The sequence below is a fragment of the Streptomyces sp. NPDC032721 genome (genome assembly GCF_055579625.1).
This window is the reverse complement of sequence record NZ_JBVIMX010000006.1, coordinates 344117-365782: the sequence shown is the minus strand read 5'-3', so window position 1 is coordinate 365782 and position 21666 is coordinate 344117. Positions and strand designations below refer to the sequence as shown.

The 21666-nt window shown below is 71.9% G+C and carries 26 protein-coding genes; 6 read left to right on the top strand and 20 right to left on the bottom strand.

The annotated features are described in order from the left end of the window. Window positions 1-81 precede the first annotated feature (81 nt). The 9 genes from trpA to hisI all read right to left on the bottom strand — a co-directional run bounded on the left by trpA (window position 82) and on the right by hisI (window position 6924). The gene (gene trpA / locus ACZ5PB_RS15805; RefSeq protein WP_468691437.1) at window positions 82-897 is read right to left on the bottom strand and encodes a tryptophan synthase subunit alpha; all 816 of its coding nucleotides are present in this window, start codon (window positions 895-897) and stop codon (window positions 82-84) included. Beyond that, on the bottom strand, window positions 894-2138 hold the full coding sequence (gene trpB / locus ACZ5PB_RS15800) for a tryptophan synthase subunit beta (RefSeq protein ID WP_468691436.1): 1245 nt from the start codon (window positions 2136-2138) through the stop codon (window positions 894-896). Before trpB ends, trpA begins: the two co-directional genes overlap by 4 nt. 111 nt (window positions 2139-2249) lie before the next feature. Next, on the bottom strand, window positions 2250-2390 hold the full coding sequence (gene trpM / locus ACZ5PB_RS15795; RefSeq protein ID WP_398415682.1) for a tryptophan biosynthesis modulator TrpM: 141 nt from the start codon (window positions 2388-2390) through the stop codon (window positions 2250-2252). Window positions 2391-2399: 9 nt separating this feature from the next. Next, on the bottom strand, window positions 2400-3209 hold the full coding sequence (trpC, locus tag ACZ5PB_RS15790; protein ID WP_468691433.1) for an indole-3-glycerol phosphate synthase TrpC: 810 nt from the start codon (window positions 3207-3209) through the stop codon (window positions 2400-2402). A 116-nt stretch (window positions 3210-3325) separates the two neighbouring features. After that, a complete protein-coding gene (locus ACZ5PB_RS15785) occupies window positions 3326-3808 on the bottom strand; it encodes a DUF2752 domain-containing protein (RefSeq protein WP_468691430.1) in 483 nt (160 codons plus the stop codon). Between the two features lie 119 nt (window positions 3809-3927). After that, window positions 3928-4185 (bottom strand): HGxxPAAW family protein, encoded by a 258-nt coding sequence (locus tag ACZ5PB_RS15780; protein WP_468691427.1) that lies wholly within the window; start codon window positions 4183-4185, stop codon window positions 3928-3930. A gap of 86 nt (window positions 4186-4271) precedes the next feature. Continuing rightward, window positions 4272-5021 carry a TIGR02234 family membrane protein gene (locus ACZ5PB_RS15775; protein ID WP_468691425.1) on the bottom strand — a complete coding sequence of 250 codons (750 nt, stop codon included), beginning with the start codon at window positions 5019-5021 and terminating at the stop codon, window positions 4272-4274. 14 nt (window positions 5022-5035) lie between these two features. Next, complete coding sequence (locus ACZ5PB_RS15770; RefSeq protein WP_468691424.1) at window positions 5036-6532, bottom strand: anthranilate synthase component I; 1497 nt, start codon at window positions 6530-6532, stop codon at window positions 5036-5038. Between the two features lie 11 nt (window positions 6533-6543). Continuing rightward, on the bottom strand, window positions 6544-6924 hold the full coding sequence (gene hisI / locus ACZ5PB_RS15765) for a phosphoribosyl-AMP cyclohydrolase (protein ID WP_468691422.1): 381 nt from the start codon (window positions 6922-6924) through the stop codon (window positions 6544-6546). Window positions 6925-7007: 83 nt separating this feature from the next. On the opposite strand from hisI, the gene ACZ5PB_RS15760 reads away from it, so the two are divergent. Continuing rightward, the gene (locus ACZ5PB_RS15760) at window positions 7008-7640 is read left to right on the top strand and encodes a TIGR03085 family metal-binding protein (RefSeq protein WP_468691421.1); all 633 of its coding nucleotides are present in this window, start codon (window positions 7008-7010) and stop codon (window positions 7638-7640) included. Window positions 7641-7829: 189 nt separating this feature from the next. Here ACZ5PB_RS15760 and ACZ5PB_RS15755 read toward each other — a convergent pair whose 3' ends face one another. The 11 genes from ACZ5PB_RS15755 to hisD all read right to left on the bottom strand — a co-directional run bounded on the left by ACZ5PB_RS15755 (window position 7830) and on the right by hisD (window position 17017). After that, window positions 7830-9149 carry an MFS transporter gene (locus ACZ5PB_RS15755; protein WP_468691419.1) on the bottom strand — a complete coding sequence of 440 codons (1320 nt, stop codon included), beginning with the start codon at window positions 9147-9149 and terminating at the stop codon, window positions 7830-7832. A gap of 74 nt (window positions 9150-9223) precedes the next feature. Continuing rightward, window positions 9224-9829: a helix-turn-helix domain-containing protein gene (locus ACZ5PB_RS15750; RefSeq protein ID WP_468691416.1), complete on the bottom strand. Its 606-nt coding sequence runs from the start codon at window positions 9827-9829 to the stop codon at window positions 9224-9226. Window positions 9830-9951: 122 nt separating this feature from the next. After that, window positions 9952-11196: a cytochrome P450 family protein gene (locus ACZ5PB_RS15745; RefSeq protein WP_468691414.1), complete on the bottom strand. Its 1245-nt coding sequence runs from the start codon at window positions 11194-11196 to the stop codon at window positions 9952-9954. Between the two features lie 120 nt (window positions 11197-11316). After that, window positions 11317-12072 carry an imidazole glycerol phosphate synthase subunit HisF gene (gene hisF / locus ACZ5PB_RS15740; RefSeq protein WP_468691413.1) on the bottom strand — a complete coding sequence of 252 codons (756 nt, stop codon included), beginning with the start codon at window positions 12070-12072 and terminating at the stop codon, window positions 11317-11319. Further along, the gene (locus ACZ5PB_RS15735; protein WP_468691412.1) at window positions 12069-12470 is read right to left on the bottom strand and encodes a RidA family protein; all 402 of its coding nucleotides are present in this window, start codon (window positions 12468-12470) and stop codon (window positions 12069-12071) included. Before ACZ5PB_RS15735 ends, hisF begins: the two co-directional genes overlap by 4 nt. Next, on the bottom strand, window positions 12467-13192 hold the full coding sequence (gene priA, locus ACZ5PB_RS15730; protein WP_468691410.1) for a bifunctional 1-(5-phosphoribosyl)-5-((5-phosphoribosylamino)methylideneamino)imidazole-4-carboxamide isomerase/phosphoribosylanthranilate isomerase PriA: 726 nt from the start codon (window positions 13190-13192) through the stop codon (window positions 12467-12469). Before priA ends, ACZ5PB_RS15735 begins: the two co-directional genes overlap by 4 nt. Further along, on the bottom strand, window positions 13192-13833 hold the full coding sequence (gene hisH / locus ACZ5PB_RS15725; RefSeq protein ID WP_468691409.1) for an imidazole glycerol phosphate synthase subunit HisH: 642 nt from the start codon (window positions 13831-13833) through the stop codon (window positions 13192-13194). The genes priA and hisH overlap by 1 nt, the downstream gene beginning before the upstream one ends. After that, the gene (locus ACZ5PB_RS15720; RefSeq protein WP_399442023.1) at window positions 13830-13997 is read right to left on the bottom strand and encodes a hypothetical protein; all 168 of its coding nucleotides are present in this window, start codon (window positions 13995-13997) and stop codon (window positions 13830-13832) included. The genes hisH and ACZ5PB_RS15720 overlap by 4 nt, the downstream gene beginning before the upstream one ends. Before the next feature lie 4 nt (window positions 13998-14001). Beyond that, a complete protein-coding gene (gene hisB, locus ACZ5PB_RS15715) occupies window positions 14002-14595 on the bottom strand; it encodes an imidazoleglycerol-phosphate dehydratase HisB (RefSeq protein ID WP_401748250.1) in 594 nt (197 codons plus the stop codon). Next, window positions 14592-15698 carry a histidinol-phosphate transaminase gene (locus ACZ5PB_RS15710; RefSeq protein WP_468691408.1) on the bottom strand — a complete coding sequence of 369 codons (1107 nt, stop codon included), beginning with the start codon at window positions 15696-15698 and terminating at the stop codon, window positions 14592-14594. Before ACZ5PB_RS15710 ends, hisB begins: the two co-directional genes overlap by 4 nt. Continuing rightward, entirely contained in the window at window positions 15695-17017 is a 1323-nt protein-coding gene (gene hisD, locus ACZ5PB_RS15705) for a histidinol dehydrogenase (RefSeq protein ID WP_468691407.1), read from the bottom strand. The genes ACZ5PB_RS15710 and hisD overlap by 4 nt, the downstream gene beginning before the upstream one ends. A gap of 146 nt (window positions 17018-17163) precedes the next feature. Here hisD and ACZ5PB_RS15700 point away from each other — a divergent pair, with 146 nt between their 5' ends. The 5 genes from ACZ5PB_RS15700 to ACZ5PB_RS15680 all read left to right on the top strand — a co-directional run bounded on the left by ACZ5PB_RS15700 (window position 17164) and on the right by ACZ5PB_RS15680 (window position 21489). Continuing rightward, window positions 17164-18771 (top strand): oxidoreductase, encoded by a 1608-nt coding sequence (locus tag ACZ5PB_RS15700; RefSeq protein ID WP_468691406.1) that lies wholly within the window; start codon window positions 17164-17166, stop codon window positions 18769-18771. Between the two features lie 177 nt (window positions 18772-18948). Beyond that, window positions 18949-20013, top strand: a complete 1065-nt coding sequence (locus tag ACZ5PB_RS15695) for a hypothetical protein (RefSeq protein ID WP_468691405.1) — start codon at window positions 18949-18951, stop codon at window positions 20011-20013. A gap of 5 nt (window positions 20014-20018) precedes the next feature. After that, window positions 20019-20831, top strand: a complete 813-nt coding sequence (locus ACZ5PB_RS15690) for an LON peptidase substrate-binding domain-containing protein (protein ID WP_468691404.1) — start codon at window positions 20019-20021, stop codon at window positions 20829-20831. A gap of 17 nt (window positions 20832-20848) precedes the next feature. Next, window positions 20849-21349, top strand: coding sequence for a Cys-tRNA(Pro) deacylase (ybaK, locus tag ACZ5PB_RS15685; RefSeq protein ID WP_468691403.1), 501 nt, complete (start codon window positions 20849-20851; stop codon window positions 21347-21349). A 65-nt stretch (window positions 21350-21414) separates the two neighbouring features. Beyond that, window positions 21415-21489: a hypothetical protein gene (locus ACZ5PB_RS15680; RefSeq protein ID WP_468691572.1), complete on the top strand. Its 75-nt coding sequence runs from the start codon at window positions 21415-21417 to the stop codon at window positions 21487-21489. Window positions 21490-21666 lie beyond the last annotated feature (177 nt).

Genomic DNA, 21666 nt, shown 5'->3' with positions numbered 1-21666 from the left:
GTGAATCCACTCAAATGGACTACGGAACCTTAAAGTTACGCGTCCATAGGAAGGTCGCCGGACAGTCCGCCGACCGGCCCGTCAGCCGTCCCGCCGGACCCCCGCCGCCAGTTCCGCCGCCAGCTCGCGCACCGCGCGCAGCCCGGCCGCCTCATCCTCGGCATCCAGCATCCGCTTGACGAACGCCGAACCGACGATGACCCCGTCCGCGAAGACCGCGACCTCCTTGGCCTGCGCGGCGTTCGAGACGCCGAGCCCGACGCACACCGGAAGCTCCGTCGTCGCCTTCGTCCGCCGTACGAGGTCCTGCGCCTGCTCGCCCACGGACTCGCGCGTCCCGGTCACACCCATCAGCGACGCCGCGTACACGAAGCCCGAACCCGCCGCCGTGATCGTCGCGAGCCGCGCGTCCTGGCTGCTGGGCGCGACCACGAACACCGTGGCCAGGCCGTGCTTCTCGGCGTGCTCGCGCCACAGCGCGGACTCCTGGACCGGCAGGTCGGGCAGGATGCAGCCCGCGCCGCCCGCCTCGGCCAGTTCGGCGGTGAACCGCTCGACGCCGTAGCGGTCGATGGGGTTCCAGTACGTCATCACCAGCACCGGCACCCCGGTCGCCGCATGCGCCTCGCGCACCGTGCGCATCACGTCCGCGATCTTGACGCCGCCGCGCAGGGCGATGTCGTCGGCGGTCTGGATGACCGGACCGTCCAGTACCGGGTCACTGTGCGGCAGCCCGACCTCGACCACGTCCGCACCGCCCGCGACGACCGCCTTGACGGCCTCGATGCCACCGTCGACGGTGGGGAAACCGGCGGGCAGGTACGCGATCAGCGCGGCCCGGTCCTCGGCATTCGCGGCGGCGAGGGTCTCGTCCAACAGCCTTACGTTCCCGCTCACTTCGCGTCCCCCTCGCTGCCGTCGTACAGCCCGAAGTAACGGGCCGCCGTGTCCATGTCCTTGTCGCCGCGCCCGGACAGGTTGACCAGGATCAGCCCGTCCTTGCCCAGCTCCTTGCCGAGGTCCAGCGCGCCCGCGAGCGCGTGGGCGCTCTCGATGGCCGGGATGATGCCCTCGGTGCGGGAGAGGAGCCGCAGTGCCTGCATGGCCGCGTCGTCGGTGACCGCGCGGTACTCGCCCCGGCCGATGTCCTTGAGGTACGAGTGCTCGGGGCCGATGCCCGGGTAGTCCAGGCCCGCCGAGATCGAGTAGGGCTCGGTGATCTGGCCCTCCTCGTCCTGGAGGACGTACGACCGGGAGCCGTGCAGGATGCCCGGCTCACCGGCGCTCAGGGTGGCCGCGTGCTCGCCGGTCTCGATGCCGTGCCCGGCGGGCTCGCAGCCGACCAGACGGACGTCCGTGTCGGGGATGAAGGCGTGGAACAGGCCGATGGCGTTGGAGCCGCCGCCCACGCACGCCACCGCCGCGTCGGGGAGGCGGCCCGTCCGCTCCAGGATCTGGCGGCGCGCCTCGACGCCGATCACCCGGTGGAAGTCGCGGACCATCGCCGGGAAGGGGTGCGGTCCTGCCACCGTGCCGAAGAGGTAGTGGGTGCGGTCGACGTTGGCGACCCAGTCGCGGAACGCCTCGTTGATGGCGTCCTTGAGGGTGCGCGAACCGGACTTCACGGCGATGACCTCGGCGCCGAGCATCCGCATCCGGGCCACGTTCAGCGCCTGGCGCTCGGTGTCGATCTCGCCCATGTAGATGGTGCATTCGAGGCCGAAGAGCGCGCACGCGGTCGCGGTGGCGACGCCGTGCTGGCCCGCGCCGGTCTCGGCGATGACCCGGGTCTTGCCCATCCGCTTGGTCAGCAGCGCCTGGCCGAGCACGTTGTTGATCTTGTGCGAGCCGGTGTGGTTGAGGTCCTCGCGCTTGAGGAACACCCGGGCGCCGCCCGCGTGTCCGGCGAAGCGCGGTACCTCGGTGAGCGAGCTGGGACGGCCGGTGTAGTTGACCATCAGGTCGTCGAGCTCGGCGGCGAACGCCGGGTCGGCCTTGGCCTTGTCGTACTCGACGGCCACCTCGTCGACCGCGGCGACCAGTGCCTCGGGGATGAACTTGCCGCCGAAGTCACCGAAGTAGCCCTCGGTGGTGGGGACTTGACCCTGGGGGTCGGGAATGAAGAACTCGCTGGGCATGCCGAAACTCCTCGTAACGTAATGCGTGAATCGAGGGGAATTGCCAGGTGTCACCCGGAATCGGGGCCACCCGGAAATGGTGTCACTGTGCGAAACGTCGGGAACGACGTTTCAGCGACGCCATCGCATGCCGTTGATCTGACCCGGCTCGGAGCCGATGTGGTACCGCACCCGCCTGCCCCGCACCCGTCGCGCGGGCGCGCGGCAGCCGCGAGGGCGGCAGCCGCGGGCGAGACGGGCGTGGGGAGTCATGGCGGTGGGTCAGCCCCGTCCGTGCCGGAGCGCGGGGTGGGCGCCGGCGGCGACCAGGTCGGCGACCGCCGACTTGGGGTCGCGTCCGGTGACCAGCGATTCGCCCACCAGCACGGCGTCCGCACCGGCGTTGGCGTACGCGATCAGGTCGTGCGGTCCGCGCACGCCCGACTCGGCGATCTTCACGATGTGGCCGGGGATCTCCGGCGCGACGCGCTCGAAGGTGCCCCGGTCGACCTTGAGGGTCTTGAGGTTGCGCGCGTTCACACCGATGATCTTCGCTCCGGCGGCGACGGCGCGGTCCACCTCGTCCTCGTCGTGCACCTCGACCAGCGGGGTGAGACCGATGGACTCGGCACGCTCGATGAGCGAGACCAGCGCGTCCTGCTCCAGCGCGGCGACGATCAGCAGCACCAGGTCGGCACCGTACGCACGGGCCTCCCAGAGCTGGTACGCGGTGACGATGAAGTCCTTGCGCAGCACCGGGATGTCGACCTTGGCCCGGACGGCCTCCAGGTCGGCCAGCGAACCGCCGAAGCGGCGCTCCTCGGTGAGCACGGAGATGACGGCGGCGCCGCCCGCCTCGTAGTCGGCGGCGAGGGCGGCCGGGTCCGCGATGGCCGCGAGCGCGCCCTTGGAGGGGCTGGACCGCTTGACCTCGCAGATGACCTTGACGCTGTCGCCGCGCAGGGCCGCGACACCGTCCTTGGCGGCGGGCGCCTTGGCAGCCCGCTCCTTGAGCTCCTCCAGGCTGACACGTGCCTGCCGCTCTGCGAGGTCGGCGCGTACGCCTTCGATGATCTCGTCGAGCACACTCACGCGAGCTGCCCCCTTCCGGGACGGTGATGGAGGGCCAGGATCGGCCACAAGCGATGGTATCCGTACGAGGGCGAAGGACCCGCATCCGGTTGACGGCAATCCCACTACCTGGGCATTCAGGGTGCGAGCGCGGACCCGAACGGCAGATTCCGGACAACACTGAAGAGCGCGAAGACCCCGCCCAGGACCCACCACTGCACGGGGGTGAGCGCGAACCTCATGGTCCGCCCCCGTACCGCCCGGGTGATCCACACCACCATGAACACGGCGAAGGCCGCATACCCGACGACGGCCATCGCGTTGGCCCCGAGCGCCCCGGCCAGGTCCCCGTGCGCCACCGCGTGGGCACTGCGCAGCCCGCCGCAGCCGGGGCAGAAGATCCCGGTGGTGGCCAGCAGCGGACAGGTCGGATAGTGCCCGGCCTCATTGGGGTCGACCGCCCCCACGTAGACGAAGGCGGCCACCACCCCGGCGAGCGTGCCGAGGGGCGCGAGCAGCCGCCGCCCGAGGGAGGGCGCGGGCCTGCGGGCGAGGTCGGGCCGGACGTCCGGCTGGGCGGGCGGCTGAGCAGACGGCTGAACCGATGGGGTGGCATCCACTCCCCGAGTATCCCGCAATCCCCTGGAGCCGCCCTATAGCGGCGCCCCGCCGGGTCACGGACGCGCAGAGGCGCGGCCCCCGGAGGGACCGCGCCTCGTGCCCGCGCCGTACGGCGTGACTACTGCTGCTGCAGTTGGACGCGCCCGGCCGCCGCACGCGCCTCGGTGAGCGCCGCCGACTCCTTGGGCATGCCCAGCCCGGCACCGCGCATCGCCAGCCCCACCAGACCGCCGACCAGCGAGACGCCGATGCCGATCCAGAAGCCGACCGAGTTGGCCATCACCATGTACGCGCTGGAGACGCAGATGCCGATGAAGGCGATGACTACGCCGGTCCAGGCGGCCGGGGTGTGTCCGTGGTGTCCGCGGCTGGCCATGAGGTGCTCCTTGTTGTCTTCAACTCTTCAGCTACGAGATGCTCGCACTCATTGTTCCCCACCCGGGCACCGCGCGTGACTTGGGGTCACCCTTCGCGCGTCGGGGCGTCCGTGGCTCCGCGGGCCTCCGCGCCCTCGCGGGCGGTCGGGTCCTCGCCCCGGTCCAGTGCCTTCCAGAGTTCCTCGGGGCGCTCCGGGTCGACGGGCTTGCGGGCCTGCGTACGGGTACGGGGCCCGCCGTCGCGCTCGTAGCGGCCGCCCATCCCCGGCCACGTACCGCCGAAGCGCAGTGCCAGCAGGCCGGCCGCCAGGAGCAGCAGCCCGCCGAACGCGGTGACGTAGGGCCAGCCCGTTCGGGTGACCGCGTCGACGGTGGCGGCCAGGTCGCCGGAGAGTCTGGCGGCCTGTTCGTCGAGTGCCTTGTGGTCGCCCGCGCCGATGAGCGCGGCGGCCACGGTGCCCGCGCCGCTCAGCGCCAGCAGTGCGGAGACCAGTACGCGGCCCGCCCGGCGGACGGCGAAGACGGCGACCAGTGCGGCCAGGCCGACGATCGCGAGGGCGGCGGGGGCACCGGTGATGGTCTGGCCGTCCGCTTCGAGCGTCTTGCTGCCGAAGCCGGCGACGGTCGCGGAGGCGGTGCCGGAGGTCCAGATCTGCCCGGAGGAGATCAGGACGACGGTCGCACCGAGCGCGCCGAGCAGCAGCGCGGCGGCAAGACTGCGCCTGCCGCCCCGCCTGCCCGGCGCGGGCCCGGCTGCCGGGGTGCCGGCTCCGGGTTCCTCGGGTGCGGGGGTCTGGGAGGTGGGGGTCTGGGGTGCGGGGGGTACGGCGCTCACACCCCCACTATCCCTCACACCCTCCGCTCGCCCCCGAGCCGGTTGGCCGTGTGCACCGCGCGCAGCACCGCGGCGGCCTTGTTGCGGCACTCGGTGTCCTCGGACACCGGGTCGGAGTCGGCGACGACACCCGCTCCGGCCTGCACGTATGCGGTTCCGTCGCGCAGCAGGGCGGTGCGGATGGCGATGGCCGTGTCGGAGTCGCCGGCGAAGTCGAGATAGCCGACGCAGCCTCCGTACAGTCCGCGCCTGCTCGGCTCCAGCTCCTCGATGATCTGCATCGCGCGCGGCTTGGGGGCCCCGGAGAGCGTCCCGGCCGGGAAGCAGGCCGTCAGGACGTCGAAGGCCGTACGCCCCTCGGCGACCTTTCCGGTGACCGTCGAGACGATGTGCATGACGTGCGAGTAGCGCTCGACGGACATGAAGTCGACGACCTCCACCGAGCCCGGCTCGCAGACCCGGCCCAGGTCGTTGCGGCCGAGGTCGACGAGCATCAGGTGCTCGGCGCGCTCCTTGGGGTCGGCCATCAGCTCGTCGGCGAGCGCCTGGTCCTCCTGCGGGGTGGCGCCCCGGTGCCGCGTACCGGCGATGGGGTGGACCATCGCGTGCCCGTCCTCGACCTTGACGAGGGCTTCCGGGCTGGAGCCGACGACATCGAAACCGTCGAAGCGGAAGAGGTACATGTACGGGGAGGGATTGGTCGCCCGCAGCACCCGGTAGACGTCCAACGCGCTTGCGTGGCAAGGGGTTTCGAAGCGCTGCGAGGGGACGACCTGGAAGGCCTCGCCCGCCCGGATGCGCTCCTTGATGTCCTCGACGGCGGCCTGGTACTGCTCGCCGCCCCAGCCCTCGGTGTACGTGGGGACCTCGGACGGCGGCAGTACGGCGGGGGCGGTCGGCACGGCCCGCGAGAGGTCGGCCTCCATCGCGTCGAGGCGGGCCACGGCGTCCGCGTACGCCTCGTCGATGCCGGTGTCGAGGTCGTTGTGGTTGATCGCGTTGGCGATCAGCAGGACGGTGCCGTGCCGGTGGTCGAGGACCGCGAGGTCGGAGGTGAGCAGCATGGTCAGCTCGGGGAGCTTCAGGTCGTCGCTGCCGTGCTCGCCGATCTTCTCCAGCCTGCGCACGATGTCGTAGCCGAGGTAGCCGACCATGCCGCCGGTGAACGGCGGCAGGTCCCCGGCCAGGTCGCGGGGGGTGTGCAGGGTCTCGACGGTGGTGCGCAGCGCGGACAGGGGGTCGCCGCCGGTGGGTACGCCGACGGGGGGCGTGCCCAGCCAGTGGGCCTCGCCGTCCCTGGCGGTGAGGGTGGCGGAGCTGCGGACGCCGACGAAGGAGTAGCGGGACCAGGAGCGGCCGTTCTCGGCGGACTCCAGGAGGAAGGTGCCGGGGCGTTCGGCCGCCAGTTTGCGGTAGAGCCCCACGGGGGTGTCGCCGTCCGCGAGGAGGCGGCGGCTGACGGGGATGACGCGGCGGTCGGACGCCAGCTTGCGGAAGGTCTCCAGATCCATGGCCGCTGACCCTACTTGGCGCCGGTGACCGGCAGGACGTCGGCGTCGAAGCAGGTGCGGTCGCCGGTGTGGCAGGCGGCGCCGGTCTGGTCGACCTTGACGAGGAGGGTGTCGCCGTCGCAGTCCAGCGCGACGGACTTCACGTGCTGGACGTGCCCGGAGGTGTCGCCCTTGACCCAGTACTCCTGGCGGCTGCGCGACCAGTAGGTGCAGCGTCCCGTGGTGAGGGTGCGGTGCAGGGCCTCGTCGTCCATCCAGCCGAGCATCAGCACCTCGCCCGTGTCGTACTGCTGGGCGACGGCGGGGACGAGGCCGTCGGGGGTGCGCTTGAGGCGGGCGGCGACGGCCGGGTCGAGGCTGCTGCGGGCCGGCTGGGGCATGGGCGTACTCATAGGGCAATTGTGCCGCTTCGGCCGGCGGAATCGGCCGGACGTCCACTGTGCGGACGGCCCCGCACGGTCGTACGCTGGCCGTCATGTCGACCCATGCGAAGCGTGAACGGCTCCTCCTCGCCGACCTGTTGGAGGCCGCGGGCCCCGACGCGCCGACCCTGTGCGAGGGGTGGCGAACCCGTGATCTCGCGGCCCATGTGGTGGTGCGCGAGCGACGCCCGGACGCGGCGGCCGGGCTCCTCCTGTCCCCGCTGAAGAACCGGCTGGAGCGGGTGCAGGCAGAATTCACCGCGAAGCCGTACGAGGAGCTGGTGCAGCTCATCAGGACCGGCCCGCCGCGGCGCTCCCCGTACGCGCTGAAGCAGGTGGACGAGGCGGCGAACACGGTGGAGTTCTACATCCACGCCGAGGACGTGCGGCGGGCGCAGCCGCAGTGGACGCCGAGGGAGCTGGACCCGGTGTTCGCGGACGCGCTGTGGTCGCGGGTGGAGAGGACGGCCCGGGTCACCGGGCGGCGGTCCCCGGTGGGGCTGGTGCTGCGGCGCCCTGACGGGCAGACGGCGGTGGCCCACCGGGGTACTCCGGTGGTGACGGTCACCGGCGAACCGGCCGAGCTCCTGCTCTTCGCCTTCGGCCGCCAGGACGCGGCCCGCGTCGAACTCGAAGGCGACAAAGAAGCCGTAACCCGAGCCCACGAAGCCAAACTCGGCCTCTAACCCCGCCTCCGCAGGCGCAGGGCTGCGCCCCCGCCCCCTTGGCCGGCGGAGCCGCTACGCCGCCCGCCCCCTTGGGCGGCGGGGCCGCCCCCGGGGGCGGAACGGGCGGGCAAGGGGGCGGCCCCCGGCGGAGCCGAACCCCCCGTCCCCGCCCCACCTCCGCCATGGCCCCACACCCACACCACGGCCCTACTTCCTGACCTCCGGAAGCTCCGCCCCCCGAACCTCCTTGGAGCTGACCCCGATCAACGCCGCCAACATGCACACCACCGAGCACCCCACAAACACCGCAGACACCCCCCACACCCCCACCGCCAACCCCACCACCGGATAAGCCAACGGCGCGATGCCCAGACTCACCAGCGACGTCACCGAAGTGACCCGCCCCAGATACCCCGGGTCGGACGCCGTCTGGACCAGACCCGCCGTAAGCCCCCCGCTGAGCGCCACCAGCATGCCCATGGGCGCCGCGACCAGCACGGCCCAGCCCAGCCCTGGCACCGCCCCCAGCACCCCCACCAGCGCCGATCCGCCGGTAAGGGCAAGGAGCCGCACCCGCCCGGCCCGCGGCAGCCGCCCCCGTACGGTCAGCAGCATCGCGCTGCCCGCCGCCCCCACACCGAACGCACCGACCACCCACGCCACCCCCGGCGCCCCCCACCCCCGGTCCGCGGAGAGCAGGACGATGCCGACGTTGATGAGCGGGATGCCGCCCAGCTCGAACAGGACGTTGGAGAGGACGAGCGGCCCGATGAGCCGGTGGCGGCGGATATAGCCGAGACCGCCGGTCAGATCCCGCCACACGGACCGCGCCGGCGGCTTCTCCCCCGCCGCCTCCCCGGACGCCGCCCCCTTCTCCCCCGCCGACTCCTCCGGCAACGGCGCCACCCGCAACGCCACCAACAGCACCAACGACACCGCGAACAGCGCCCCCGCCACCGCGAACGCCGCCGCCGGCCCGCCCAGTCCCATCGCCAGTCCGGCGACCGGCGCACCCGCGATGCTGCCGAAGCGGTTGGTGAGGGCCTTCATGCCCTGCACCCGTACGAGCTGGTCGGCGCCGGTGATGCGCGGCGGCAGCGCACCCACCGCGGGCAGGAACAGGGCGTCCACCGTGCCGAAGACCAGCGCCACCACCACCAGCAGCCACACCTGCGGCCCGGTCAGCATCAGGGCGACGGCGATGCCGATGATCACCACGCAGCGCACCGTGTCCGCGCCGATGACGATCCTGCGGGGGCCGATCCGGTCGGCGACCACTCCCCCGGCGAGCATCAGCACCGCCCGGGGTATCGCCCCGACCGCCATGATCATGCCGACCTCGGCGGGCCCGCCCGCCTGTGCGGCCGCCCAGCCGAGCGCGAGGAAGTAGATGGTGTCGCCGACGATCGAGGCGGTGTACGCGCCGAGCCAGCGCAGTACGTTGCCGTCCCGGTGGGCGGGCTTGACCGCCTCGGAGGGCTGCGGCGGCTCCGACGTGTCCGCCGGTTCCACGCGTGGTTCAGTCATCGCTGTGCTGCCCTCTCAGGGACGGAACTCTCAAGGACGGACTCTCAAGGACGGACTCTCAGGGGACGGAACTCTCAGGGACGGAAGGGAAAGCCGAACATCTGGACGGAGGTGCGCTCCCGGCCCTCCGTGTCACCGGCCGCCTCGGCCGCCCGCCCGCGCTCCCGCCAGGCAATGATCAACTCCCGTATCTCCTCGGACATCTGCTGCAGTTCCGGCGCGGTGAGCCGGGGCATGTACTCCCAGTTGAACGCCGCGTCCACCCACTCCCTGCCCCAGCTGCCGCTCTCGTCGAGGTAGGTGGAGTACCGCTCCTGACGGGCCTGGAGGAGCTGCCGGGTCACCTGGCCGATGACGGCCACGGCCTCGGGCCCGTCGCCGAAGTCCGAGTGACGGAAGGTGAATCCCTGCGCGGAGGCCACCTTCCACCAGCGCTCCCGGCCGTCCGTGCCCTCTTCGGGGGCCTCGACGATGAAGCCGTGGGCGGCCATCTTGCGCAGGTGGTAACTGACCAGGGAGACGGCCTCGCCGACCTGCCCGGCCAGGTGCGAGGCGGTGGCGGCACCCCCCGTGAACAGGGCGCGGTAGAGGTCGATCCGCAGGGGATGTGCGAACACCTTGAGGGCATCGAGATCCGTGATGCGCCGGGGTTCGGGCGGATGTTCGGATTCCGGTGCCATGAGCGCACCCTAGGGAAGGAAGGGAAAGTTGCGCAATATTCTTTGCGCAACTTCCCCCTCGCAACTCAAGCTCCACACAAGCGAGTTCACCGGACCACCGGTGGAGCCCGCCCGGCGGGCTGCTACCAGCGCACCGCCAGCTTCCGTACGCCCCTGATCAGTTCGCCGGGGATCCACGGCCCCGCGTCCGGCGAGCCGTCGGCCGCCAGCTCGGGGAAGCGCTCCAGCAGCGTCCGCAGGGCGATCCGGCCCTCCAGCCGGGCCAGCGGCGCGCCCAGGCAGAAGTGGATGCCGTGGCCGAACGCGATGTGGCCCCGGGCGTCGCGGCGGATGTCGAAGCGGGCCGGGTCCTCGAAGCGCGCCTCGTCCCGGTCGGCGTCGGCCATGACGATCACCACCGAGGAGCCCGCCGGGATGTGCGCCCCGCCGAACTCGATGTCCTCGCGGGCGATCCTGGGCGTCGAGCCCTCCACGGGACCGTCGTACCGCAGGACCTCCTCGACCGCCCCGTCGATCAGTCCGGGCAGGTCGCTGCGGAGGAGTGCGAGCTGGTCGGGGTGGTGGAAGAGCGCGCGCAGCCCGTTGCCGATCAGGTTGACCGTGGTCTCGTGGCCGGCGACGACCAGCAGGAAGGCCATGGAGAGGAGTTCGTCCGCGCTGAGCCGGTCGCCGTCCTCGTCGGCGGTGTGGATCATCGCGCTCATCAGGTCCTCGCCCGGCGCCTTGCGCTTGGCCTCGATGAGTCCCGTCAGATACGGCATCGCCGCCGCGTACGCGGCCTGCTCCGCCTCCGGACTCGTGGGCGCCACCACCTCGTTGGACCAGCCCCTGAAGGCGTCGCGGTCCAGGTCGGGCACCCCGAGCAGGTCACAGATGACGGTCATCGGCAGCGGGAAGGCCAGCTTGTCGATGACATCGGCGCTCCGTGCGCCGTCCGCCTCCATCGCGTCGATCAGCTCGTCGGTCACCTGCTGCACACGCGGCGCGAGCGCCTCGATGCGGCGTGGCGTGAATTCGCGGGCCACCAGTCGGCGCATCCGGGTGTGGTCCGGCGGGTCGCTCAGCAGGACGTGCGCGTTGCCGGGTCCGTAGGCGTACGCGGGCAGTTGCGGGGCCAGGTGTCCGTACGTACGCCAGTCGCGGCTGAACCGGGGGTCGACGTACGCGGCCCGGCACGCGTCGTGGCCGACGACGAGCCACAGGTCCTCGCCGTACGGGGTCAGCACCCGGTGCACCGGCCCCTGCTCGCGGAGCCGGGCGTAGACGGGGTAGGGATCGGCGACGAAATCGGGGCTGAGGTCCAGCAGCTTCACGGGCGGCGGGCCGCCCGCGGGTCCTGACGCGGGTTTCGTGGTGGACGACGACATGACTGTTCCCCCTCGGATGAGTTCTTCCGAGGGGGAACGCTAGTCACCGGCGATCTTCGACTACAGCCAGTTTTACGACAGTTGTACGGGGACGAAGGCCGGACGCAGGGTGCGGGGAGCTCAGCGCACCGGGTGTCCGGCCTCGCCCAGTGCCGCCTTGACCTCGGAGATCCGCAGATCGCCGAAGTGGAAGACGGACGCGGCGAGGACGGCGTCCGCGCCCGCCGCGACGGCCGGAGCGAAATGATCCAGCCGTCCCGCGCCGCCGGAGGCGATGACCGGCACCGTGACGTGCTTGCGCACGGCGGCGATCATCTCGGTGTCGTAGCCGTCCTTCGTGCCGTCGGCGTCCATCGAGTTGAGCAGGATCTCGCCCGCGCCCAGCTCGGCGGCCCGGTGCGCCCATTCGACGGCGTCGACGCCCGCCGAGCGGCGGCCGCCGTGCGTGGTGACCTCGAAGGAGCCCGACCCGGTGCGGCGGGCGTCGACCGACAGGACGAGGACCTGCCGCCCGAAGCGTTCGGCGATCTCGCGGATCAGTTCGGGGCGGGCGAGGGCGGCGGTGTTGACGCCGACCTTGTCCGCACCGGCCCGCAGCAGCTTGTCGACGTCGTCGGCGGTGCGTACGCCGCCGCCGACGGTGAGCGGGATGAAGACCTGCTCGGCGGTGCGGCGCACCACGTCGTAGGTGGTCTCCCGGTCGCCGGAGGAGGCGGTGATGTCGAGGAAGGTCAGCTCGTCGGCGCCCTCGGCGTCGTACAGCTTCGCCATCTCGACGGGGTCACCGGCGTCCCGCAGGTTCTGGAAGTTGACGCCCTTGACGACCCGGCCGTTGTCGACGTCCAGGCAGGGGATGACGCGTACGGCGAGGGTCATGCCGAGGCCTTCCGGTACGCCTCGACCTCGACCTCGACGACCAGCGAAGGGTCGACGAAGCCGGAGACGATCAGCATGGTCGCGACCGGGCGGACCGCGTCGAAGAGCTCCTTGTGGGCGCGGCCGACCTCGTCGACGTCCCGGGCGTGCGTGAGGTACATCCGGGTGCGGACGACGTCGGCGGGGCCCAGGCCCAGCTCCTTCAGCGCCTTGAGGGCGACGCCGAAGGCGGTCGTCGTCTGCTCGTACGGGGTGCCCGCGTCGATGACGCCGTCCACCACGGACGTGCAGCCGGCCACCAGGACCAGGCCGCCCGGCAGCTCGACGGCGCGCGCGTAGCCGAACCGCTCCTCCCAGGGGGCGCCGGTCTGCAGGCGGCGTACAGCACCGTCAGTCATCGGGAGACCGCCTCCAGTGCCTCTTCGAGGGTGAACGCCTTCGCGTACAGCGCCTTGCCCACGATCGCACCCTCGACGCCGTCGGGCACCAGGGCGGCGATGGCACGCAGGTCGTCGAGCGAGGAGACGCCGCCGGAGGCGACGACGGGCTTGTCGGTGGCGGCGCAGACGTTGCGCAGGAGTTCCAGGTTGGGGCCCTGGAGGGTGCCGTCCTTGGCGATGTCGGTGACGACGTAGCGGGCGCAGCCCTCGGCGTCGAGGCGGGCGAGCGTCTCGTAGAGGTCGCCGCCGTCGCGGGTCCAGCCCCGGCCGCGCAGGGTGGTGCCGCGCACGTCGAGGCCGACCGCGATCTTGTCGCCGTACTGCGAGATGACCTTGGCGACCCACTCGGGGGTCTCCAGGGCGGCGGTGCCGAGGTTGACGCGCTTGCAGCCGGTGGCGAGGGCGGCCTCCAGGGAGGCGTCGTCGCGGATGCCGCCGGAGAGTTCGACCTTGATGTCCATGGCGGCGGCGACCTCGGCGATCAGCTTCCGGTTGTCGCCGGTGCCGAACGCGGCGTCCAGGTCGACCAGGTGCAGCCACTCGGCGCCGGACTTCTGCCAGGCGAGGGCGGCCTCCAGCGGGGAGCCGTAGGAGGTCTCGGAGCCGGACTCGCCGTGCACCAGTCGGACTGCCTGTCCGTCGCGGACGTCGACGGCGGGGAGAAGCTCAAGGAGGGGCATCAGAGGGTTCCGATCCAGTTGGTGAGCAGCTGGGCTCCGGCGTCGCCGGACTTCTCGGGGTGGAACTGGGTCGCCCACAGCGCCCGGTTCTCCACGGCGGCGACGAACGGCTCACCGTGGGTGGCCCAGGTGACGCGCGGGGAGGCGATCCTGGCGTTGGTGACTTCGAGCGTCCAGTCGTGGACGGCGTAGGAGTGCACGAAGTAGAAGCGGGCGTCGGCGTCCAGGCCGGCAAACAGCTGCGAGTCGTCGGGGGCCTCGACCGTGTTCCAGCCCATGTGGGGGACGATGTCCGCCTTGAGCGGCCCGACCTCGCCCGGCCACTCGTCCAGGCCCTCGGTCTCCACGCCGTGCTCGATGCCGCGCTCGAAGAGGATCTGCATGCCGACGCAGATGCCCATCACGGGGCGCCCGCCGGACAGCCGCCGTCCGATGATCCAGTCGCCGCGCGCCTCGCGCAGCCCCTGCATGCAGGCGGAGAACGCGCCGACGCCGGGGACGAGCAGCCCGTCCGCGTTCATCGCGGTGTCGTAGTCGCGGGTGATCTCGACGTCCGCGCCGACGTGTGCGAGGGCCCGCTCGGCGGACCGGACGTTGCCGAAGCCGTAGTCGAAGACGACGACCTTCTTCTGATCTGTCATTCCCAGATTCCCTGAATGCGCATGATGCCGGCGGCCAGGCACATCACCGCGGCGAGTCCGAGCAGCACGATGACGCCCTTGGGCATCTTCTGCTTGGAGAAGGAGATGACGCCGCCGATCAGGAAGAGACCGACGACGATGAGGATGGTGTTGAGACCGTTCATGGGTTTACAGCGCGCCCTTGGTCGACGGGAGGATTCCGGCCGCGCGCGGGTCGCGCTCGGCGGCGTACCGCAGGGCCCTGGCGAGAGCCTTGAACTGGCACTCCACGATGTGGTGCGCGTTGCGCCCGTACGGCACGTGGATGTGCAGCGCGATCTGGGCCTGTGCGACGAAGGACTCGAAGATGTGGCGGGTCATCGTCGTGTCGTACGAGCCGATCATGGGCGCCATGTTCTCGGGCTCGGTGTGCACCAGGTACGGGCGGCCCGAGAGGTCGACGGTCACCTGGGCGAGGGACTCGTCGAGCGGCACGGTGCAGTTGCCGAAGCGGTAGATGCCGACCTTGTCGCCGAGGGCCTGCTTGAAGGCGGCGCCCAGGGCGAGGGCGGTGTCCTCGATGGTGTGGTGGGTGTCGATGTGCAGGTCGCCGTCGGTCTTGACGGTGAGGTCGAAGAGGCCGTGCCGACCGAGCTGGTCGAGCATGTGGTCGTAGAAGCCCACGCCCGTGGCGACATCGACCTTGCCGGTGCCGTCGAGATCGATCTCGACGACGACCGAGGTCTCCTTGGTGGTGCGTTCGACGCGTCCTACGCGGCTCATGCGCTTCTCTCCTTCTTGAGGTCGCGTACCGCTCGCAGGAACGCGTCGTTCTCGTCGGGGGTGCCGGCCGTCACCCGCAGCCAGCCGGGCACGCCGTTGTCCCGGACCAGGACGCCCCGGTCGAGGATCTGCTGCCATACGGCGTGCGAGTCGTCGAAGTGCCCGAACTGGACGAAGTTGGCGTCGGATTCGGTCACTTCGTATCCGGCCGCGCGCAGCTCGGCGACCAGCCGGTCGCGCTCCGTCTTCAGCTGCTCGACGTAGCCGAGCAGCGTGTCCGTGTGCTCCAGCGCGGCCAGCGCGGTCGCCTGGGTGATCGACGACAGGTGGTACGGCAGCCGCACCAGTTGTACGGCGTCCACGACGGCGGGGTCGGCGGCGAGGTAGCCGAGCCGCAGTCCCGCCGCGCCGAAGGCCTTGGACATGGTGCGCGAGAGCACCAGGTTCGGGCGGCCCTCGATGAGCGGCAGCAGCGACGCGTGGTGGCTGAACTCGCCGTACGCCTCGTCGACGACGACCAGCGAGGGCTTGGCCTGCTGGGCCGCCTCGTACAGGGCGAGGACGGCGTCGGCCTCGACGGCGGTGCCGGTGGGGTTGTTGGGGGACGTGATGAAGACGACGTCGGGGCGGTGCTCGGCGATCGTCCTGCGGGCGGCCTCGACGTCGATGGTGAAGTCGTCGTTGCGGGGTCCGGAGAGCCAGCCCGTGCCGGTGCCGCGCGAGATGAGCGCGTGCATGGAGTAGGAGGGCTCGAAGCCGAGTGCGGTGCGGCCGGGGCCGCCGAAGGTCTGCAGGAGCTGCTGGAGCACCTCGTTGGACCCGTTGGCCGCCCAGACGTGGGCGCACGAGACGGGGTGTCCGGCGGTCTTCGTCAGATACGCGGCCAGCTCGGTGCGCAGCTCGACGGCGTCCCGGTCGGGGTAGCGGTTGAGGTCGCGGGCGGCCTCGCGGACCCGCTCGGCGATCCGCTCGACCAGGGCCTCCGGCAGCGGGTACGGGTTCTCGTTGGTGTTGAGGCGTACGGGCACGTCCAGCTGGGGTGCGCCGTAAGGGGACTTGCCCTTCAGCTCCTCGCGGATGGGGAGGTCGTCGATCTTCGTCATGCCGTCGGGACCTTCCAGCCGAACCTCGCCTTGATCGCCGCACCGTGCGCCGGGAGGTCCTCCGCCTCGGCGAGCGTCACCACGTGGTGCGCGACGTCGGCCAGTGCCTGGCGGTCGTAGTCGACGATGTGGATGCCGCGCAGGAAGGACTGCACGGACAGGCCCGAGGAGTGGCAGGCGCAGCCGCCGGTGGGCAGGACGTGGTTGGAGCCCGCGCAGTAGTCGCCCAGCGAGACCGGGGCGTACGCGCCGACGAAGATCGCGCCCGCGTTGCGGACCCGGTCGGCGAGGGCGGCGGCGTCGGCGGTCTGGATCTCCAGGTGCTCGGCGCCGTACGCGTTGACCACCTTGAGCCCGTCCTCCAGGGACTCCACCAGCACGATCGCGGACTGGCGTCCGGCGAGCGCCGGGATGATCCGGTCGTCGCTGTGCTTGCTGGCCTGGACCTGCGGGGCCAGCTCCTTCTCGACCGCGTCGGCGAGCTCCGCCGAGTCGGTGACCAGGACGGCGGCGGCGAGCGGGTCGTGCTCGGCCTGGGAGATCAGGTCGGCGGCGACGTGCGCCGGGTCGGCGGTGTCGTCGGCGAGGATCGCGATCTCGGTCGGCCCGGCCTCGGCGTCGATGCCGATCCGGCCCGCGAAGTAGCGCTTGGCGGCGGCGACCCAGATGTTGCCGGGCCCGGTGACCATGTCGGCGCTCGGGCAGGACTGAGTGCCGTACGCGAACATCGCGACGGCGGTGGCGCCGCCGGCCGCGTACACCTCGTCGATCCCGAGCAGCGCGCACGCGGCGAGGATCGTCGGGTGCGGCAGTCCGCCGAACTCGGACTGGGCCGGGGAGGCCAGCGCGATCGACTCGACGCCCGCCTCCTGCGCCGGGACCACGTTCATGATCACGGAGGACGGGTAGACGGACCGGCCGCCGGGCGCGTACAGCCCGACCCGGTCGACCGGCAGCCACTTCTCGGTGACCGAGCCGCCGGGGACGACCTGGGTGGTGTGGGTGGAGCGGCGCTGGGCGCGGTGGACGAGGCGGGCGCGCCGGATGGACTCCTCCAGGGCGGCCCTGACCTCGGGGTCGAGCGCGGCCAGTGCGTCGGCGAGTGCCTGGACGGGCACCCGAACCTCTGCCAGCTTCACGCCGTCGAACTTCTCCGCGTACTCGACCAGCGCCGCGTCGCCACGATGATGCACGTCCTCGCAGATCGGCCGCACCTTCTCCAGGGCGGCCGTGACGTCGAAGTCGGCACGGGGCAGCAGGTCGCGCAGGGCTCCACCCTCGGGGAGGGCATTGCCGCGCAGATCGATTCGTGAGATCACACGGTCAATTCTCTCAGACCGCTTCCGGCCAACGGTCGCCCGTATCAATGGCTGATACAGGCCACAGGCGGAGACAGCCGTCCCGCTTGTCACTGGTGACCACTAGCGTGCACTCCGTTACGTAGCGGATCCAAGGGGAGGTCACAGTGACCGAGGCGCACGGGGGCCCGGAGGCACCGGAATGGCTCACCGCCGCGGAGCTGGGAATGTGGCAGGCGTTCCGCAACGGCAGCGTCTACGACCTGCGGGCGCACGACCCGCTGGCCGACGACCCGATGGTGGACCGCCCGTGGGGGCCGCAGCGCACCGTGCGGGCCAGGGTGGTGGCGCTGCTGCTGCTGAGCGGGCCCGACGCGCTGCCGGGGCGGGTCGCGGCGCTGAAGATGCGCGGGGCGCAGATCGTGGGGGCGCTCGATCTGTCCGGCGGGACGGTGGCGCCGTACGTCGAACTGACCGGGTGCCGCTTCGAGGCGGAGCTCCTGCTTCCGGAATGCCGGTTCACCACGCTGCGGCTGGTCGGGTGCGCCATCCCGCGCCTGGAGGCGGCGCGGCTGCACACCGAGGGCGATCTGCACCTGCCGCGCTGCCGGATCGAGAACGGGGTGCGGCTGACCGACGCCCAGATCGGCACCGACCTCCTGATCAACCAGATCGTCGTCCACCGGGACCGCAACAACCGCTCGATCGCCGCCGACGGCCTGTCCGTCGGCCAGGACCTCCAGGCCGAGCTGATCGAGTCGTACGGGGAGATCAGCCTGCGCGGCGCCAAGGTCGGCGTCTCGCTGAGCCTGCGCGGCAGCCGGCTGCGCAACCCGTACGGCAAGCGGGCACTGAACGCCCCGCAGCTCACGGTGGAACGAACGCTCTATCTGACCCCGGCGGGCCTGTCCTCGTCCACGTACGGCAATACGACCCCGCCGTACGGCATCGGCCGGGGACTGGGCCACACCCCGGTGCGCGGCCAGCGGATACAGCGCTTCGAGTGCGAGGGCGGGCTGCGGCTGGACGACGGCCGGTTCGGCGACGCCGTCGACCTCCAGGACGCCCGCTTCACCATGGAGAACGACCAGGAGCTCTCCCTGCGCCGCATCCAGACCCCCGAGCTGCGCTTCCTGGCCGAGCGGCCGGAGCGCGGCCGGGTGGTGCTGTCCGGGGCGCGGATCATCACCCTCGTCGACAAGTCCACCAGCTGGCCCGGGCCCGGGATGCTGTCGATGGGCGGCTTCGTGTACGAGAACCTGGTCCCGCTCGGCCACTTCCCGCTCGCCCGCCGCCTGGAGTGGGTGACGGCGGCGACCCCGGAGTACGCGCCGGAACCGTACGAGCGGCTGGCCGCGGTGAAGCGGGCGGGCGGCGAGGACTCCGAGGCCCGCGAGGTGCTGCTCGCCAAGCAGCGCCGCCGCCGCGAGACGCTCCCGCTCGCCGGGAAGGTGTGGGGCGTGATCCAGGACTGGGTGGTCGCGTACGGCTACCGGCCGGGCCGGGCCGCGCTGTGGATGGCGGTGCTGTGGGCGGCGGGCACCCTGGCCTTCTCCCGCTACGACCCGGACCCGATCAAGTCCGAGGAGCATCCGCAGTGGAACGCGCCGCTGTACGCCCTCGACCTGCTGGTCCCGGTGATCAACCTCGGCCAGGACGGTTACTGGCGTCTGGAGGGCGGCTGGCAGTGGGCGGCCGCGGGCCTGATCCTGCTCGGCTGGATCCTCGCCACCACGGTCGCCGCGGGCGCCTCGCGACTGCTCCGCCGGGGCTGACCGGGGGGCGTTCACCCCACCCGCCCACCAGCCCCACACCGCCTCCCCTCCGCCTCCCCCTCCACGCCCTTTCTTTACCGTCCCTTGACCTCGATCAGTACAACCTTCCGGCCGCTACCAAAGTTTCACAGACAGCCCCTGGCACCCCGCTCACCTGCGGTTTTCAATAGTTCAACCATGTCATTCCTTCGCGCGCTGATGAGCTCCGCCCGACTGGTCCGCCGCCCCGCGCCGCGCTCCACCGCCGGGCCGGCGCCGGACGACGACCTGCTGCTCGACGCCCCCGACGAACGCATCGCTCCGGCCCTGGTCGCCGCCGCCCAGGGCGGCTTCGCCCCGGCCGCCGAGCTGCTCGCCGCGACCCGCGAGCGGGCCGAATGGGAGAACCGCGACCGGTACACGCTGCGGCTCGCCGCGTTCGCCCGGCACCGCCAGGACTGGCTGACCGACTGGCTGCTGGACTCCCCGCACGATCCGGACGCGCTGCTGGTCAAGGCGGAGCTGGAGGTCCGCAGGGCCCTGGAGTCGCCGGCCCCGGCGGACCAGCTGCGGCCGGCGGGCGCGCTGATCGACGCGGCGGCGGCCGGCGCCCCGTACGACCCGGTGCCCTGGCGCATCGCACTGGACCACGCGCGCGGCACGATGGCCGCGCACGACACCTTCGAGGCCCTGTGGGGCCAGGCGATCCGCCGCTCCTCGCACCACTACGGCTGCCATGTGGCGGCCCTGCGCTATCTGGCCGCGCAGGGGTCCACGTACCGCGAGTGCTTCGACTTCGCGGAGCAGGCCGCCGAGGACGCGCTCCCCGGCTCCCTGATCCAGGCGCTCCCGGTCCGCGCGGCCTTCATCCTCCTCGCCGACCCCCCGGACCCCGCCACCCCGCCCGCCCACGACCTCGTCACCCGCATCGACAGGGCGGCGGACCTGGCGATCGCCCTCTCCGCGGAGTACGAGAGCGCCGACCCGTGGGCCGCCGAGGTGCGCAACCTCCTGGCGTACGTGCTGGTCAGCAGGGAGCGCTGGCCCCAGGCACTGGAACAGTTCCAGCTGATCGGCCCCTACGCGACGTCCTTCCCCTGGGCCTCCCTCACCGAGGATCCGCTCGGCCGCTTCCTCGAAGTGCGGAACGCGACCCGCTCCCGGGCGGCCTCCCAGGCACCGCTCGTGGTGGACCGGACGGGAGCCCAGGGATCCCGCAGGTGGACTACCGGACGTAGTCGGTCGAACGGCCATTACGCTTGACCGCTGTGACCACCGTTCGTCTTCCGCTCTTTCCGCTGAACTCGGTGCTGTTCCCCGGCCTCGTACTGCCGCTGAACGTCTTCGAGGAGCGCTACCGCGCCATGATGCGCGACCTGCTGAAGTCGGCTCCCGAGACCGAGGGACCCGACGACGGCTCCGCTTCCGACGCGCTCACCGACGTCCCCGGGGACCCGTCCGACGACGGCTCGCGCCGTTTCGCGGTCGTCGCGATCCGCGACGGCCGGGAGACCGCCAGGACGGCCACGGGAATGCCCGACGACCCGACGGTGATGTCCGCGCGCGGCCCCGCGGCGGGCTTCGGCAAGGACCCGATCCAGGCGTTCCACCGGGTGGGCTGCATCGCGGACGCCGCGACCATCCGCGAACGCGAGGACGGCAGCTTCGAGGTGCTCGCCACCGGTACGAGGCGGGTCAGGCTCCTCTCCGTGGATGCGAGCGGCCCGTACCTCACGGCCGAGCTGGAGGAACTGGAGGAGGACCCCGGCGACGAGGCGGGCGCCCTCGCCGAGGGCGTCCTGCGCGCCTTCCGCCAGTACCAGAAGCGCCTCGCCGGCGCCCGAGAGGCGACCCTCACCACCTCCGCCGACCTCCCCGACGAGCCGTCGGTCGTCTCCTACCTGGTGGCGGCGGCCACCATGCTGGACACCCCGACCCGCCAGCGCCTCCTCCAGGCCCCGGACACGGCCACCCGGCTGCGCGAGGAACTGACCATCCTCCGCTCGGAAACAGCCCTGATCCGCCACCTCCCCTCGATCCCCGCGGAAGCCCTGACCCGCGCCCCCACCTGCCCCAACTGACCTCCGGAGTACGTACGTTGGCGAAGAAGAAGCAGTCGCAGGCAGGCGGCGGAACCCCGGCGACGGTGGCCCTGACGGCAGCCGGCACGCCCTACACCCTCCACTCGTACGCCCATGACCCCGCCACCCCCTCCTACGGCGAGGAGGCCGCCGAAGCGCTGGGCGTCACCCCGGACCGCGTCTTCAAGACCCTGGTCGCGGACGTCGACGGCACGCTCACGGTCGCGGTGGTCCCGGTGGCCGGCTCCCTCGACCTGAAGGCACTGGCCTCGGCGGTGGGCGGCAAACGCGCCACGATGGCGGACCCGACCGCCGCCGAACGCACCACCGGCTACGTCCGCGGCGGCATCTCCCCCCTGGGCCAGCGCAAGAAGCTCCGCACCGTCCTGGACGACTCGGCCCTGACCCACCCCACGATCTGCATCTCGGCGGGCCGCCGCGGCCTGGAGGTCGAACTCTCCCCGGCGGACCTGACGTCCCTGACGTCGGCGGTCCTGGCCCCGATCGGCCGCGCGTAGGGTCTCGACGTCCGCCCCGACCGCCGCTAGTTTCCACGGTCCATCGACCGTGAGGGGTGCGACGCATGTCCAAGAAGACCCGCAAGCGGAAGTGGCGTGTCAAAAAATCCAAATCCAACCACGGCAAACGCCCGGCGTAATCGCTCCGCTGGGGGCGGGGGGCAGGTGGCGAGCCCGGCCACGGCCGCTGGTCATGTGCGGGTGTGTTCGTGGCTGGCCGCGGAGGTTCCCCCCCCCCCCCGCGCCCCCGGGGGGGGGGAAAGGCGCAGGGCTTGGAACGAGCGGTTGTCTTTTTGGGTTCGGGGGACCTCTTGAGC